This window comes from Pseudomonas carassii (assembly GCF_036324045.1).
GTDB classification, from domain to species: domain Bacteria; phylum Pseudomonadota; class Gammaproteobacteria; order Pseudomonadales; family Pseudomonadaceae; genus Aquipseudomonas; species Aquipseudomonas peradeniyensis.
Genome location: NZ_JAZDCT010000005.1, coordinates 177,947 through 193,808 on the forward strand (window position 1 = coordinate 177,947; position 15,862 = coordinate 193,808).

A 15,862-nucleotide genomic window follows, 5' to 3' on the forward strand; every position below is an offset into this window, starting at 1 on the left:
CCGACGCGCCAGCCCTTGTAGCGCGGGGCTGGTCGCGATAAGCACGCCGATGTCGCGGATGGGAATGTACGGCGCGGTGCGCTTGCGCATTATCGGAGCCATAAGAAAGCCGACACTCGGCTGCTGGAGATGAACATGTCCGATACCTTCCTCAATCCGGTTACCACCCAGACCTGGGCCAATGGCCGCCACATCGTGCGTTGCGTCAAGGTCATCCAGGAAACCTGGGACGTGCGCACCTTCTGCTTCATGGCCGACCAGCCGATCATGTTCTTCTTCAAGCCCGGACAGTTCGTCACCCTGGAGCTGGAGATCGAAGGCAAACCGGTGATGCGTTCGTACACCATCTCCAGTTCGCCGTCGGTGCCCTACAGCTTCTCCATCACCGTCAAGCGCGTGCCGGGCGGGCTGGTGTCGAACTTCCTCCACGACACCATGCACGAGGGCGCCGAGCTACCGGTGCACGGGCCGGTGGGGCTGTTCAACGCCATCGATTTCCCGGCGGGCAAGGTGCTGTACCTCTCGGGCGGTGTCGGCATCACCCCGGTGATGTCCATGGCCCGCTGGTTCTACGACACCAACGCCAATGTCGACATGGTCTTCGTGCACAGCGCCCGTTCGCCGAAGGACATCATCTATCACCGCGAGCTGGAACAGATGGCCTCGCGCATCCCCAATTTCAGCCTGCACATCATCTGCGAGAAGCACGGGTTGGGTGAGCCCTGGGCCGGTTACCGCGGCTACCTGAACCAGCGGCTGATGGAGCTGATCGCCCCGGACTACCTGGAGCGCGTGATCTTCTGCTGCGGCCCGACGCCGTACATGAGCGCGGTCAAGCGCATGCTCGAGGCGGTCGGCTTCGACATGAAGAACTACCACGAGGAGTCGTTCGGCGCGACGCCGCCGGAGGCCAAGGCCGACGCGGTGGAACATGCCGAAGCCGCGGCAGACGCGCCGGAAGTGGATGTGGCCGACCTCAACCTGGTGGAGTTCGTCGGCAGCGACAAGAGCATCCGCGTGGCCCCGGGCGAGACCGTGCACGCGGCGGCGGCCAAGGTCGGGCTGATGATTCCCAAGGCCTGCGGCATGGGCATCTGCGGCACCTGCAAGGTGCTCAAGCTCGGCGGCGAGGTGGAGATGGAGCACAACGGTGGGATCACCGAGGAGGATGAGGCCGAGGGTTACATCCTGTCGTGCTGCAGCGTGCCGAAGGGGGATGTGCGGATCGAGTATTGATCCGCCAGGGAGCGCCGTGGGGCGCTCCGCTTTCGGCTTCAGTTCTCTTTACGACAACTCAGCCCAAGCGGCTGGGTACTCTGATGCAGAGATTGCGCCCGCATTGTCCTGTGAGTAGCGCTACCTGGTAATTCTGTCAGTTTCATACCTGCGGGGCGACTGTCAGCATGCCAGAACGGCAAACGAACGCAGGCAGAACGGATATGTCGACCACCCATCTTCTCGCTGCAGACAAGCAGAAAACGCCACTCTCTGGCACAGGCTTTTCCAGCCGTTGTCATACGCCCTACGGAGCGTTGCCTTGCCACGACGGGCCAGTAGTCGCGTACTGCGGGGAGCCGCGTGACAGCGGGATGGATCGCTACCACCTGGGTAACGGTCATCGTGTCTACAATCCTGTGCTCATGCGCTTCCAGTCCTCCGATGGGCTCAGCCCGTTTGGCAAGGGAGGGATCAATGCCTATGGCTATTGTGCGGGTGATCCGGTCAATTATTCCGATCCTAGAGGTAGAAGTCGCAACGGGACCGGGACCGCACCTCGTACTTGGCTACTTGGGCTAACAGTCCCTGATAAAGATGCATTCGCGAAAGGGTCCATGGTGGCAGCAAGTGCCAACACTGCTATCGGCGCGGTTGCAAGGACGTTTGTTGAGGCGGTCAATCGCGAAACCACCCCTGTGGGCCAATATGTGGAGAAGAGCAAGGAGTGGAGAACGGCTAACACGCTTCTACTGTACTCGGGGGGCACTGGTATCGTTCTGCACCTGCTGGAGAGTGGGCCTACGAATTTTACGCCAGTAGAATTTGGAATGACGGCTGCGGGTGCCTCAGGGGCCTTTATGTTGTATCGGCCAGCGTTAGTCGATGCTGTGAAAAAAGTGGGAACGGACTACACCCTATGGCCGAAAGTGTTGGCACGCACAGCCTATGAGGTTAGTGGAGCAGGGCTGGCAGTCGAGTGGCTTTCAGGTATAGGCCAAAACTTCCGTGAGGGTTACCAGGTAATTCCGGGGGATAACTTTGAAGGGGTTGGTTAGGGGAAAGCAAACATTTTTGCATGATGCTCCCGGGGCCAGCCTTCAGCCCCGGGAGTTTCCGATCAGGTCCTGAAGCGCGCCACCAGCCCGCTCAGATCCACCGCCAGACGCGAGAGTTCGGCACTCGCCGCGCTGGTCTGATGCGCCCCGGTAGCGCTCTGCACCGACAGGTCGTTGATGTTCACCAGGTTGCGGTCCACCTCGCGGGCCACCTGAGCCTGCTCTTCAGCCGCGCTGGCGATCACCAGGTTACGCTCGTTGATCTGCGCCACCGCGCCGGCGATGGTGTCCAGCGCCAGGCCCGCGCCGCGGGCGATGTTCAGGGTCGACTCGGCGCGTTCGGTGCTGGTGCGCATCGAATCCACGGCCTGCTCGGTGCCGCCCTGGATGCTGCCGATCATCCGCTCGATCTCGCTGGTTGACTGCTGGGTGCGATGCGCCAGGGCGCGGACCTCGTCAGCGACCACGGCGAAGCCACGACCGGCCTCACCGGCACGGGCAGCTTCGATGGCGGCGTTGAGCGCCAGCAGGTTGGTCTGGTCGGCCAGGCCACGGATCACGTCCAGTACCTTGCCGATATCGCGGGACTGCTCGGCCAGGTGGGTGATCAGCTTGGCGGTGGCCTGCACGTCGCCACTCATGCGTTCGATGGCGCCCACGGTCTCCATCACCAGGTCACGGCCATCGCCGGCCGAACGGCTGGCTTCGCCGGAGGCCTCGGAGGTGCTCACCGCGTTGCGCGCCACTTCCTCGACCGCGCTGGTCATCTCGGTGACGGCGGTGGCGGCCTGCTCGATCTCGTTGTTCTGCTGCTGCAGGCCCCGGGCGCTCTCGTCGGTGACGCTGTTCAGCTCTTCGGCGGCGGAGGCCAGCTGGGTGGCGGAGCCGGCGATCAGCTGCAGGGTGTCGCGCAGCTTGTCCTGCATCTTGGCCATGGCCTTGAGCAGGCGGGCCGCTTCGTCGGTGCCCTCGGCATCAATGTGGTGGGTGAGGTCGCCCTCGGCGATCTGCTCGGCGGCCTGCAGCGCCTCGTCGATGGGCTTGACGATGCTGCGGGTGAGCAGGAAGGCGAACAGCAGGGTCAGCACCGTGGCGGCCACCAGCAGGCTGATCACCAGGCCGAAGGCGCCGCTGTACTGGTCGGCAGCCTGGGCGTTGGTGGCGCTGGTCTGGTCGGTGTTGATGCGCACCAGAGTGTCCATGATCTTGTTGATCTGCTCGGAGTTGTCCAGCAGGTCGCGGTTGAGCAGGTCGCGCAGGGCGTCCAGATCGCCGGCCTGGCTCAGCGTGCGCATGCGCGCCTCGAGTTGGCGGTACTGGTTGAGCAGCAGGCCGTACTGGTCGAAGGCGGCTTTCTCGTCGGCGGCGGTTACCAGCGGCTCATAGGCGCGGCGGGCCTTGTCGATCTGCGCGTTGCGCTCGTCGAGCAGGCGCAGGGTGTCCTGCTGGGTGGCCGGCTCGCGGTTGAGCAGCAGGCGGTAGGACAGGGTGCGCAGGCGCAGGTTGAGCGCGGTCAGCTCGTCGAGGGTCTTGATGCTGGGCACGCTGATTTCTTCGATGGTCACCCCGGCCTGGCGGATATTGCCCATCTGGATCAGCGAGAACACGCCGAGGCCCAGCATCAGCAGGCCGATCACGGCGAACCCGAGCAGCGCGCGCGGCGCGATATTCATATTGCGTAAGGACATGGAGGCGGTTCCCAAGGCAGAAGAGGTGCCGCGATCCATGCGACGGAAGAAGACCTGCCTGCCTATCGGTCGTGACCGGCCAGTCTTGAGTCCGGCATGCAAAAAATGTGAGGCAGCTAACTATTTTCCTGACCAGCGGTTGACCCAAGTCGGAACAAGGGGGCTGATCCTGGGTCAACCTGAACCTGGCAAACACCTTTTGAATCCGATATTTAATGGCGGGGGCGGCGGTTTTTCCTTATCGTGTGCGCCCTTTGCAACAACCCGAGATAGACGCATGTTGGAAACTTCCCTGAATCAACTCGAGCAACTGGTCAGCGACCTGATGCACAAGAACGCGCAACTGGCCGAGCAGAACGCCAGCCTTGGCCAGGAACTGGCCCAGGCCAAGGAAGAGAACGACAGCCTGCAGTTGTCGCTGATGGAGCAGGAAGAGAAGCACGGCGCCACCGCCGCCCGCATCCAGGCCCTGGTCGAGCGCGCCAGCGCGGGTGTCGTGAACGCATGAGACTGCAAGCGCAGCCGGTCAATGTCGTGTCGATCCTGGGCAACGACTATTCGCTCAAGGCGCCCGAAGGCCAGGAAGAAACCCTTTCCCAGGCCGTGCGCATGCTCAACGTCGCGCTGGCCGAAACCAAGCGCAACTACCCGACCCTGATCGGTGACAAACTGCTGGTGCTGGCCGCCCTGAACCTGTGCTCCAAGCAGATCGAGCTGCAGCGCGAGCACGACCGCACCCTCGAGCGCACCCAGGCGCAGATCGACGCCACGGTCGATGCCATCAGCAAGGCCGTCTCCGACGTCTGACTGACGCCATCGCGCAGCTTCGTGGGAGCGGTTTTCCCCGTGCGGCGGGCGATCCATCCTGTCGCAGATCACTGGAACAACTGGATACTTAAGTGTATACACTTCCCGAAAAACAATAATTATCGGGGAGTGGGGCATGCATATCTGGCGGCGGAGTATCCAGTGGCAATTGATCGCAAGCATGGGCGCCGCCCTGCTGGCGAGCATCCTGGTGGTGGTGGCGATCTACACGATGGCGCTCAACCGCCTGACCGAGCGTTACCTTGTGGATACGGCGTTGCCGGCCAGCGTCGAGGCCATCCGCAACGATATCGAGCGCATGCTCGGCCAGCCGCTGGTGGCGGCGGCGGACATCGCTGGCAACACCCTCCTGCGCGACTGGCTGGCCGCCGGTGAAGCCCCGGCAGAGCTGCCGCGCTTCATCGAATACCTGGACGCGGCCAAGCAGCGCAACCACGCTTTCACCACTTTGTTCGCCTCTACCGTTACCGGCCACTACTACAACGAGAAGGGCCTGGACCGCACCCTCAGCCGCGCCAACCCCAAGGACAAGTGGTTCTACGGCTACATCGACAGTGGCGCCGAGCGCCTGATCAACATCGATATCGACGGCTCCACCGGCGAGCTGGCGCTGTTCATCGACTACCGGGTCGAGAAGGACGGCCAGTTGGTCGGCGTGGCCGGCATGGGCCTGCGTATGACCGAACTGTCGAAGCTGATCCACGACTTCAGTTTCGGCGAGCACGGCAAAGTGTTCCTGGTGCGCAATGACGGCCTGATCCAGGTCCACCCCGACCAGCAGTTCAGTGGCAAGCGCCAGCTAGCCGAGCAGTTGGATATCGAGGCGGCCAAGGCCGTGCTGGTGGGTGGCGAAGGCTTGCGCAGCAGCCGTTTTCAGCGTGATGGCGAGGACTACCTGGCCCTGGGCCTGCCCCTGCGTGACCTGAACTGGACCCTGGTAGCAGAGGTGCCGGAAGCCGAGATCTACGCCCAGGCCCGTCAGGCCATCTGGCAGACCTGCCTGATTGGCGGCGGCGTGGCGCTGCTGTCGTTATTGCTGGTGGTGCTGCTGGCGCGTGGGCTGGTCCGGCCCATTCGCCAGGTCACCGCCGCATTGGTGCAGATCGGCGGTGGCGCGGGGGACCTCAGTCATCGCCTGGACGACTCGCGCCAGGACGAACTGGGCGACCTGGCCCGTGGCTTCAACCGCTTCCTCGACAGCCAGCGTGGCCTGATCGGTGAAGTGCTGCGCACCACCGAGCGCCTGCACCTGTCGGTGGCGCAGGTGACCCGGGTGGTGGACAACACCGCCGAGCGCTCGGGCCGCCAGCAGGAGATGACCGAGATGGTCGCCACCGCCGTGCACGAGATGGGCCTGACCGTGCAGGACATCGCCCAGAACGCCGGTTCCGCCGCCCATGCCTCGCAATCGGCGCGTGACGAGGCGCTGCAGGCGCGGGAGGTGGTGCGCCGCTCCATCCACAACATCGAAGGCATGTCCGGTGAGATTGGCCGCGCTGCCGAGGCGGTGACGCAGCTGGCCGACGAGGTTGCCTCGATCGACGAAGTGCTGGCGGTGATCCGCAGTATTTCCGAGCAGACCAACCTGCTGGCGCTCAACGCCGCCATCGAAGCGGCGCGGGCCGGCGAGATGGGCCGGGGCTTCGCCGTGGTGGCCGATGAGGTCCGGACCCTGGCGCGGCGGACCCAGGTGTCCACCGACGAGGTGCAGCAGATGATCCACCGTCTCAAGCAGGGTGCGGGCACCGCCGTGACGTCGATGCAGGCGGGACAGCAGGCGACCGGCAATGGGGTCGAGTCGAGCCAGCGTACAGGGGCTTCGCTGGGGGCGATCACTGATCAGGTCGAGCGCATCAGCGGCATGAACGAGCAGGTGGCCACTGCGACCGAGGAGCAGTCGGCGGTGACCGAGGAGATCAACCGGACGGTGCAGGGGATTTCCGATCTGGCGCGGCAGACAGCCAGCGAAGTGCAGGGGTGTCGCGACGAATGCCAGGCGTTGCGTGGGCTGGCCGATGACCTGGCGCGGCAGATGGGTGGGTTCAGGCTTTGATTCGCTGGGGCCGCTCTGCGGCCCTTTCGCGGCACAAGGCCGCTCCTACAGGGGATTGCAATACCTGTAGGAGCGGCCTTGTGTCGCGAAAGGAGGGCGAAGCCCTCCCGGCATTGGGTCAGGCACCAAAGATGGCGCGGATATCCGCCGCTAGCTCACGCACCCGGGCTTCCTGGGTATCCCACGAACACATGAACCGCGCCCCACCGCTACCGATGAACGTATAGAACCGCCAGCCTTTGTTGCGCAGCACTTCCAGCGCATGCTCCGGCATCTGCAGGAACACCCCGTTGGCCTCCACCGGGAACATCAGTTCCACTCCAGGCAAATCACTCACCAGCGACGCCAGCAGCTGCGCGCAGTGGTTGGCATGCTTGCCATGGCGCATCCACGCACCGTCTTCGAGCAGACCAACCCATGGCGCCGACAGGAAACGCATCTTCGACGCCAGTTGCCCGGCCTGCTTGCAGCGGTAGTCGAAGTCTTCGGCCAGGTCGCGGTTGAAGAACAGGATCGCCTCGCCGACCGCCATGCCGTTCTTGGTGCCGCCAAAGCACAGCACATCGACCCCGGCCTTCCAGGTCAGCTCGGCCGGCGAGCAGCCGAGGAACGCGCAGGCATTGGTGAACCGTGCGCCGTCCATGTGCAGGTTCAGGCCCAGCTCCTTGCAGGTGGCGCTGATCGCCTTGAGCTCGTCGGGGCGATACACGGTACCCACTTCGGTGGCCTGGGTGATGGTCACCACGCGGGGCTTGGGGTAGTGGATGTCCTGGCGCTTGAGCGCCACTTCGCGGATTGACTGGGGCGTCAGCTTGCCGTTGACGCTGGCGGCGGTCAGCAGCTTGGAGCCGTTGGAGAAGAACTCCGGCGCGCCGCATTCGTCAGTCTCGACGTGGGCGGTCTCGGAGCAGATCACGCTGTGGTAGCTCTGGCACAGCGAGGCCAGGGCCAGGGAGTTGGCAGCGGTGCCGTTGAAGGCGAAGAACACCTCGCAGTCGGTCTCGAACAGCTTGCGGAAGTATTCCGAGGCGCGTTCGGTCCACTGGTCGTCGCCGTAGGCGCGTTGGTGGCCCTGGTTGGCCTTTTCCATGGCGGCCCAGGCTTCGGGGCAGATGCCGGAGTAGTTGTCGCTGGCGAATTGTTGGTTGTTGTCGGTCATGACGCCTGTCCTTTTGTACGACGCAGGAACGCACTCTAAACCATCGATTTGGCGGTTGCCTATACAGGTTGTCCAAAGGCACCGCCGCTCCCACGATGTTTTCCTCAGCGCCTTGAGCAATGTCGTAAACGCGCCATTGCAAGGCGCGCGCAGGCATCTGTGCCCCGGTGCCCGGTCATACCATCGCTGCAAAGGGTGGGAAAACCCTCACCAGACAAGAAACGATCGCTGCCGGGAGATACACGATGTTCAGCAAGCAAGACCAGATCCAGGGTTATGACGACGCACTGCTGGCGGCGATGAATGCCGAGGAACAGCGCCAGGAAGATCACATCGAGCTGATCGCCTCGGAGAACTACACCAGCAAGCGCGTGATGCAGGCCCAGGGCAGCGGCCTGACCAACAAGTACGCCGAGGGCTACCCAGGCAAGCGCTACTACGGTGGTTGCGAGCATGTGGACAAGGTCGAGGCGCTGGCCATCGAGCGCGCCAAGCAGCTGTTCGGCGCCGACTACGCCAACGTCCAGCCGCACTCCGGCTCCTCGGCCAACGGCGCCGTGTACCTCGCCCTGCTGCAGGCCGGCGACACCATCCTGGGCATGAGCCTGGCCCACGGCGGCCACCTGACCCACGGCGCCAAGGTGTCGTCTTCGGGCAAGCTGTACAACGCCGTGCAGTACGGCATCGACACCACCACGGGCCTGATCGACTACGACGAAGTCGAGCGCCTGGCCGTCGAGCACAAACCGAAGATGATCGTCGCCGGCTTCTCGGCCTACTCGAAGACCCTCGATTTCCCACGCTTCCGCCAGATCGCCGATAAAGTCGGCGCGCTGCTGTTCGTCGACATGGCCCACGTCGCCGGCCTGGTCGCCGCCGGCCTGTACCCGAACCCGATCCCCTTCGCCGACGTGGTCACCACCACCACCCACAAGACCCTGCGCGGTCCGCGTGGCGGCCTGATCCTGGCCAAGTCGAACGAGGAGATCGAGAAGAAGCTCAACGCCGCCGTGTTCCCCGGCGCCCAGGGCGGCCCGCTGATGCACGTGATCGCTGCCAAGGCGGTGTGCTTCAAGGAAGCGCTGGAGCCTGGCTTCAAGGCCTACCAGAAGCAGGTGATTGAAAACGCCCAGGCCATGGCCCAGGTGTTCGTCGACCGCGGCTACGACGTGGTCTCCGGCGGCACCGACAACCACCTGTTCCTGGTCAGCCTGATCCGCCAGGGCCTGACCGGCAAGGACGCCGACGCCGCCCTCGGCCGCGCCCATATCACCGTCAACAAGAACGCCGTGCCCAACGACCCGCAGTCGCCGTTCGTCACCTCGGGCCTGCGCATCGGCACCCCGGCCGTCACCACCCGTGGTTTCAAGGTCGTCCAGTGCGTGGCGCTGGCCGGCTGGATCTGCGATGTGCTGGACAACCTGGGCGACGCCGATGTCGAGGCCGATGTGGCCAAGAACGTCGCCGCCCTGTGCGCCGACTTCCCGGTCTACCGCTGAGTGGAGCAGAACACCATGCAACGTTATTCGGGCTTCGGCCTCTTCAAGCACTCCCTCAGCCACCACGAGAACTGGCAGCGCATGTGGCGCACGCCGACGCCGAAGAAGGTCTACGACGTGGTCATCGTCGGCGGTGGCGGCCATGGCCTGGCCACGGCCTACTACCTGGCCAAGGAGCACGGCATCACCAACGTGGCGGTGGTCGAGAAGGGCTACCTGGGCGGCGGCAACACCGCCCGCAACACCACCATCGTGCGTTCCAACTACCTGTGGGATGAGTCGGCGCACCTGTATGAACACGCCATGAAACTGTGGGAGGGGCTGTCCCAGGACATCAACTACAACGTGATGTTCTCCCAGCGCGGCGTGTACAACCTGTGCCATACCCTGCAGGACATCCGTGACTCCGAGCGCCGGGTCAACGCCAACCGCCTCAATGGCGTGGACGGCGAGCTGATCCGCACCGAGCAGGTCGCGGCCGAGATCCCGTACCTGGACTGCTCGAAGAACACCCGCTACCCGATCCTCGGCGCCACTGTGCAGCGCCGTGGTGGCGTGGCCCGTCACGACGCCGTGGCCTGGGGCTTCGCCCGTGCCGCCGACGCCCTGGGCGTGGACCTGATCCAGCAGACCGAGGTGATCGGCTTCCGTAAAGAGAATGGCGCCGTGATCGGCGTTGAAACCAACAAGGGCTTCATCGGCGCCAAGCGCGTCGGCGTGGTCACCGCCGGCAACTCCGGCCACATGGCCAAGTTGGCGGGCTTCCGCCTGCCGCTGGAATCGCACCCGTTGCAGGCACTGGTATCGGAGCCGATCAAACCGATCATCGACAGCGTGATCATGTCCAACGCCGTGCACGGCTACATCAGCCAGTCCGACAAGGGCGACCTGGTGATCGGCGCCGGTATCGACGGCTGGGTCGGCTACGGCCAGCGCGGCTCCTACCCGGTCATCGAGCACACCCTGCAGGCGATCGTCGAGATGTTCCCGATCCTCTCCCGTGTGCGCATGAACCGCCAGTGGGGCGGCATCGTCGACACCACGCCGGATGCCTGCCCGATCATTTCCAAGACCCCGGTGAAGAACATGTTCTTCAACTGCGGCTGGGGCACCGGCGGCTTCAAGGCCACCCCGGGCTCGGGCAACGTGTTCGCCGCGAGCCTGGCCAAAGGCGAGATGCACCCGCTGGCCGCGCCTTTCTCCATCGACCGTTTCTACAACGGCGCGCTGATCGACGAACACGGCGCCGCTGCCGTCGCCCACTGACCCGGAGACAACCGTCATGTTGCAAATCTTCTGTCCCCACTGCGGCGAGCTGCGCTCCGAGGAAGAATTCCACGCATCAGGCCAGGCGCACATTGCCCGCCCGCTGGACCCGAACGCCTGCTCCGACGAGGAATGGGGCACCTACATGTTCTTCCGCGACAACCCGCGCGGCATCCACCATGAGCTGTGGGACCACGTCGCGGGCTGTCGCCAGTACTTCAACGTCACCCGCGACACCGTGACCTACGAGATCCTGGAAACCTACAAGATCGGCGAGAAGCCGCAGGTTACCGCCGCCTCGAAACAGAGCACCGCGCCAGCGACCGCCAAGGGCCAAGGGGAAAAAGTATGAGCCAGACCTATCGCCTCGCCAGCGGCGGCCGTATCGACCGCAGCAAGGTGCTGAACTTCAGCTTCAACGGCAAGACCTACCAGGGTTATGCCGGCGACACCCTGGCCGCCGCGCTGCTGGCCAACGGCGTCGACATCGTCGGGCGCAGCTTCAAGTACTCGCGCCCCCGCGGGATCATCGCCGCCGGCACCGAAGAGCCAAACGCGATCCTGCAGATCGGCTCCAGCGAAGCCACCCAGATCCCCAACGTGCGCGCCACCCAGCAGGCCTTGTATGCAGGCCTGGTGGCCACCAGCACCAACGGCTGGCCGAACGTCAACAACGACATGATGGGGATCATCGGCAAGGTCGGCGGCAACATGATGCCGCCTGGGTTCTACTACAAGACCTTCATGTACCCCAAGTCGTTCTGGATGACCTACGAGAAGTACATCCGCAAGGCGGCGGGCCTCGGCCGTGCGCCGCTGCAGAACGATCCGGACAGCTACGACTACATGAACCAGCACTGCGACGTGCTGATCGTCGGTGCCGGCCCCGCAGGTTTGGCCGCCGCCCTGGCCGCTGCACGCAGCGGTGCTCGGGTAATCCTGGCGGATGAGCAGGAAGAGTTCGGCGGCACCTTGCTCGACAGCCGCGAAACCCTCGATGGCAAACCAGCCGCCGATTGGGTCAATGCCGTCGTCGCCGAGCTGGAGTCGCTGCCGGAAGTCACCCTGCTGCCACGCAGCACCGTCAACGGCTATCACGACCACAACTTCCTGACCATCCACGAGCGTCTCACCGACCACCTCGGCGACCGTGCGCCCATCGGCCAGGTACGCCAACGCGTGCACCGTGTACGGGCCAATCGTGTGGTGCTGGCCGCTGGCGCCCACGAGCGTCCGCTGGTGTACGGCAACAACGACCTGCCGGGCAACATGCTGGCTGGCGCCGTATCGACCTACGTGCGCCGCTATGGCGTGGCCCCGGGCCGCAAGCTGGTGCTGTCGACCAACAACGACCACGCCTACCGCGCCGCGCTGGACTGGCACGACGCCGGCCTGCAAGTGGTCGCCATCGCCGACGCCCGCCACAACCCACGCGGTTCGCTGGTCGAAGAGGCTCGCGCCAAAGGTATCCGTATTCTCACTTCCAGCGCCGTGATCGAGGCCAAGGGCAGCAAGCACGTCACCGGCGCCCGCGTGGCCGCCATTGATGTGCAGGCGCACAAGGTCACCAGCCCTGGCGAAACCCTCGAGTGCGACCTGATCGCGACTTCCGGCGGATACAGCCCGGTGGTCCACTTGGCTTCGCACCTGGGCGGTCGCCCGGTATGGCGTGAAGACATCCTCGGCTTCGTGCCGGGCGATGCGCCGCAGAAGCGTGTGTGCGTCGGTGGCGTGAACGGTGTCTATGCCCTCGGCGATGTGATCGCCGACGGCTTCGAAGGTGGCGTGCGCGCTGCCACCGAGGCAGGTTTCAAGGCCAGCGCCGGCACCCTGCCGAAAACCCTGGCGCGCAAGGAAGAGGCCACCGTGGCGCTGTTCCAGGTACCCCACGACAAGGGCACCGCCCGTGCGCCGAAGCAGTTCGTCGACCAGCAGAACGACGTTACCGCCGCCGCCATCGAGCTGGCCACCCGCGAGGGCTTCGAGTCGGTCGAGCATGTCAAGCGCTATACCGCGCTGGGCTTCGGCACCGACCAGGGCAAGCTGGGCAACATCAACGGCCTGGCCATCGCCGCCCGTTCGCTCGGAATAGGCATCCCGGAAATGGGCACCACCATGTTCCGCCCCAACTACACGCCGGTGACCTTCGGCGCAGTGGCGGGCCGGCACTGCGGCCACCTGTTCGAGCCGGTGCGCTTCACCGCCCTGCATGCCTGGCACATCAAGAACGGCGCCGAGTTCGAGGACGTCGGCCAGTGGAAGCGCCCGTGGTACTTCCCCAAGCCCGGCGAAGACATCCACACCGCCGTGGCCCGCGAATGCAAGGCCGTGCGTGACAGCGTCGGCCTGCTGGACGCCTCGACCCTGGGCAAGATCGATATCCAGGGCGCGGACGCCCGCGAGTTCCTCAACCGCATCTACACCAACGCCTGGACCAAGCTCGACGTGGGCAAGGCCCGCTACGGCCTGATGTGCAAGGAAGACGGCATGGTCTTCGACGACGGCGTCACCGCCTGCGTCGGTGACAACCACTTCATCATGACCACCACCACCGGCGGTGCCGCCCGCGTGTTGCAGTGGCTGGAGCTGTACCACCAGACCGAATGGCCGGAGATGAAGGTGTACTTCACCTCGGTCACCGACCACTGGGCGACCATGACCCTGTCCGGCCCCAACAGCCGCAAGCTGCTGGCCGAGGTCAGCGACATCGACCTGGACAAGGAAGGCTTCCCGTTCATGAGCTGGAAGGAGGGCCTGGTCGGCGGCGTGCCGGCGCGGGTGTTCCGCATCTCGTTCACCGGCGAGCTGTCGTATGAGATCAACGTCCAGGCCAACTACGCCATGGGCGTGCTGGAGCAGATCGTCGAAGCGGGCAAGAAGTACAACCTGACCCCGTACGGCACCGAGACCATGCACGTGCTGCGCGCCGAGAAGGGCTTCATCATCGTCGGCCAGGACACAGACGGCTCGATGACCCCGGACGACCTCAACATGAGCTGGTGCGTGGGCCGCAACAAGGCCTTCTCGTGGATCGGCCTGCGCGGCATGAACCGCGAGGACACCGTGCGCGAGAACCGCAAGCAGCTGGTGGGCCTCAAGCCTGTGGACCCGAACGTGTGGCTGCCGGAAGGCGCCCAGCTGGTGTTCGATCCGAAGCAGCCGATCCCGATGGACATGGTCGGGCACGTCACCTCCAGCTACGCGGCCAACTCCCTGGGCTATTCGTTCGCCATGGGTGTGGTCAAGGGCGGTCTCAAGCGCATGGGCGAGCGGGTGTATTCGCCCCAGGCCGACGGCAGCGTGATCGAGGCCGAGATCGTGTCTTCGGTGTTCTTCGATCCGAAGGGCGAGCGGCAGAACGTCTAAGGCTTCCGGCTGGCGACACCGGACACTGTGGGAGCGGGCTTGCCCCGCGATGCGATGGAGGCCTGGGCGCCCCCATCGCGGGGCAAGCCCGCTCCCATGGTGCCGATGCCGCTCTGACCTACAAGAATTCAAGGCAGGTAAGAAATGAGCGCTATCAACGTCTTCCAGCAAAACCCGGGCTCCGATGCCAAGGCCCAGTCGCCGCTGCACCACGCCGACCTGGCCAGCCTGGTCGGCAAGGGCCGCAAGAACGCAGGCGTGACCCTGCGCGAAAAGAAACTCCTCGGCCACCTCACTATCCGTGGCAATGGCCATGACCAGGCCTTCGCCGGCGGCGTGCACAAGGCCCTTGGCCTGGAGCTGCCGGTGGCTCTGACCGTGGTCGCCAACAACGAGATGTCGCTGCAGTGGGTGGGCCCGGACGAGTGGCTGCTGATCGTCCCCGGCGGCCAGGAGTTCGCCGTCGAGCAGAAGCTGCGCGATGCCCTCGACGGCCAGCACATCCAGGTGGTCAACGTCAGCGGCGGGCAGACCCTGCTTGAACTGCGCGGCCCCAACGTGCGCGACGTGCTGATGAAATCCACCAGCTATGATGTACACCCGAACAACTTCCCGGTGGGCAAGGCCGTCGGCACCGTGTTCGCCAAGTCGCAGCTGGTGATCCGCCGCACCGCCGAGGACACCTGGGAGCTGGTGATCCGCCGCAGCTTCTCCGACTACTGGTGGCTGTGGCTGCAGGACGCGTCGGCCGAATACGGCCTGGCCATCGAAGCGTAAGGAGCATTACCCATGAGTCGGGCACCGGACACCTGGATTCTCACTGCCGACTGCCCGAGCATGCTCGGCACGGTCGATGTAGTGACGCGTCATCTCTACGAGCAGCGCTGCTACGTCACCGAGCACCATTCCTTCGATGACCGGCTGTCGGGGCGGTTCTTCATTCGCGTGGAGTTCCGCGCCCCGGACGGTTTCGACGAGGATGCCTTCCGTGCTGGGCTGGCCGAGCGCAGCGAGGCGTTCGGCATGGCCTTCGAGCTGGTCGCGCCGAATCACCGCCCCAAGGTGGTGATCATGGTGTCCAAGGCCGACCATTGCCTGAACGACCTGCTGTACCGCCAGCGCATCGGCCAGCTGGCCATGGACGTGGTCGCGGTGGTGTCCAACCATCCTGACCTGGAGCCGCTGGCGCACTGGCACAAGATTCCCTACTACCACTTCGCCCTCGACCCGAACGACAAGCCAGCGCAGGAGCGCAAGGTACTGCAGGTGATCGAGGAGAGCGGTGCCGAGCTGGTCATTCTTGCCCGCTACATGCAGGTGCTGTCGCCGGAGCTGTGCCGGCGGCTGGATGGCTGGGCGATCAACATCCACCACTCGCTGCTGCCCGGGTTCAAGGGCGCCAAGCCGTATCACCAGGCCTACAACAAGGGCGTGAAGATGGTTGGCGCCACGGCGCACTACATCAACAACGACCTGGACGAAGGGCCGATCATCGCCCAGGGCGTGGAGGTGGTGGACCATGCCCACTATCCCGAGGACCTGATCGCCAAGGGGCGCGATATCGAGTGCCTGACCCTGGCGCGGGCTGTTGGTTATCACATTGAGCGGCGGGTGTTTCTTAACGCCAATCGGACTGTCGTTCTCTGATCGAGTGCCGGGGCTGCTGCGCAGCCCTTTCGCGACACGAGGCCGCTCCTACAAAGTCCGCGTATGCCCTGGCTGACGCGGTC

Annotated in this window: 13 protein-coding genes and 2 pseudogenes; 12 read left to right on the forward strand and 3 right to left on the reverse strand. The window is 64.7% G+C overall.

Going from position 1 to position 15,862, the window contains the following annotated elements; translation table 11 throughout:
- Window positions 1-135 precede the first annotated feature (135 nt).
- Both gbcB and V0R62_RS05890 read left to right on the forward strand, forming a co-directional pair.
- Entirely contained in the window at window positions 136-1,236 is a 1,101-nt protein-coding gene (gbcB, locus tag V0R62_RS05885; RefSeq protein ID WP_050703446.1) for a glycine-betaine demethylase subunit GbcB, read from the forward strand.
- A gap of 203 nt (window positions 1,237-1,439) precedes the next feature.
- The gene (locus V0R62_RS05890; RefSeq protein ID WP_330103060.1) at window positions 1,440-2,273 is read left to right on the forward strand and encodes an RHS repeat-associated core domain-containing protein; all 834 of its coding nucleotides are present in this window, start codon (window positions 1,440-1,442) and stop codon (window positions 2,271-2,273) included.
- Window positions 2,274-2,335: 62 nt separating this feature from the next.
- Here V0R62_RS05890 and V0R62_RS26745 read toward each other — a convergent pair whose 3' ends face one another.
- Complete coding sequence (locus tag V0R62_RS26745; protein ID WP_375538077.1) at window positions 2,336-3,208, reverse strand: methyl-accepting chemotaxis protein; 873 nt, start codon at window positions 3,206-3,208, stop codon at window positions 2,336-2,338.
- Window positions 3,191-4,000: pseudogene (locus V0R62_RS26750) on the reverse strand (MCP four helix bundle domain-containing protein); the annotation flags it as partial. The pseudogene V0R62_RS26750 and the gene V0R62_RS26745, both read right to left, overlap by 18 nt.
- 238 nt (window positions 4,001-4,238) lie before the next feature.
- Between V0R62_RS26750 and V0R62_RS05900 the strand changes: the two are divergent.
- From V0R62_RS05900 to V0R62_RS26760, 4 genes and pseudogenes are all read left to right on the forward strand, one after another.
- A complete protein-coding gene (locus V0R62_RS05900) occupies window positions 4,239-4,469 on the forward strand; it encodes a hypothetical protein (RefSeq protein ID WP_028688440.1) in 231 nt (76 codons plus the stop codon).
- On the forward strand, window positions 4,466-4,768 hold the full coding sequence (locus tag V0R62_RS05905; RefSeq protein WP_028688439.1) for a cell division protein ZapA: 303 nt from the start codon (window positions 4,466-4,468) through the stop codon (window positions 4,766-4,768). Before V0R62_RS05900 ends, V0R62_RS05905 begins: the two co-directional genes overlap by 4 nt.
- Before the next feature lie 232 nt (window positions 4,769-5,000).
- Window positions 5,001-5,978 (forward strand): annotated as a pseudogene (locus tag V0R62_RS26755) (HAMP domain-containing protein); the annotation flags it as partial.
- Between the two features lie 135 nt (window positions 5,979-6,113).
- Complete coding sequence (locus V0R62_RS26760) at window positions 6,114-6,842, forward strand: methyl-accepting chemotaxis protein (RefSeq protein WP_408005634.1); 729 nt, start codon at window positions 6,114-6,116, stop codon at window positions 6,840-6,842.
- A 118-nt stretch (window positions 6,843-6,960) separates the two neighbouring features.
- Here the strand turns inward: V0R62_RS26760 and V0R62_RS05915 are convergent, their stop codons facing one another.
- Window positions 6,961-8,001: a threonine aldolase family protein gene (locus V0R62_RS05915; RefSeq protein ID WP_330103063.1), complete on the reverse strand. Its 1,041-nt coding sequence runs from the start codon at window positions 7,999-8,001 to the stop codon at window positions 6,961-6,963.
- Between the two features lie 245 nt (window positions 8,002-8,246).
- Between V0R62_RS05915 and V0R62_RS05920 the strand changes: the two genes are divergently transcribed.
- From V0R62_RS05920 to purU, 6 genes are all read left to right on the forward strand, one after another.
- A complete protein-coding gene (locus V0R62_RS05920) occupies window positions 8,247-9,500 on the forward strand; it encodes a serine hydroxymethyltransferase (protein WP_330103064.1) in 1,254 nt (417 codons plus the stop codon).
- Between the two features lie 15 nt (window positions 9,501-9,515).
- Window positions 9,516-10,766: a sarcosine oxidase subunit beta family protein gene (locus tag V0R62_RS05925; RefSeq protein WP_110735299.1), complete on the forward strand. Its 1,251-nt coding sequence runs from the start codon at window positions 9,516-9,518 to the stop codon at window positions 10,764-10,766.
- A 16-nt stretch (window positions 10,767-10,782) separates the two neighbouring features.
- Window positions 10,783-11,118 carry a sarcosine oxidase subunit delta gene (locus V0R62_RS05930; protein ID WP_028688435.1) on the forward strand — a complete coding sequence of 112 codons (336 nt, stop codon included), beginning with the start codon at window positions 10,783-10,785 and terminating at the stop codon, window positions 11,116-11,118.
- Window positions 11,115-14,132 carry a sarcosine oxidase subunit alpha gene (locus tag V0R62_RS05935; protein ID WP_330103065.1) on the forward strand — a complete coding sequence of 1,006 codons (3,018 nt, stop codon included), beginning with the start codon at window positions 11,115-11,117 and terminating at the stop codon, window positions 14,130-14,132. Before V0R62_RS05930 ends, V0R62_RS05935 begins: the two co-directional genes overlap by 4 nt.
- 144 nt (window positions 14,133-14,276) lie before the next feature.
- Window positions 14,277-14,909, forward strand: coding sequence for a sarcosine oxidase subunit gamma (locus V0R62_RS05940; protein ID WP_186731738.1), 633 nt, complete (start codon window positions 14,277-14,279; stop codon window positions 14,907-14,909).
- Window positions 14,910-14,921: 12 nt separating this feature from the next.
- Window positions 14,922-15,779, forward strand: a complete 858-nt coding sequence (gene purU, locus V0R62_RS05945; protein ID WP_330103066.1) for a formyltetrahydrofolate deformylase — start codon at window positions 14,922-14,924, stop codon at window positions 15,777-15,779.
- Window positions 15,780-15,862 lie beyond the last annotated feature (83 nt).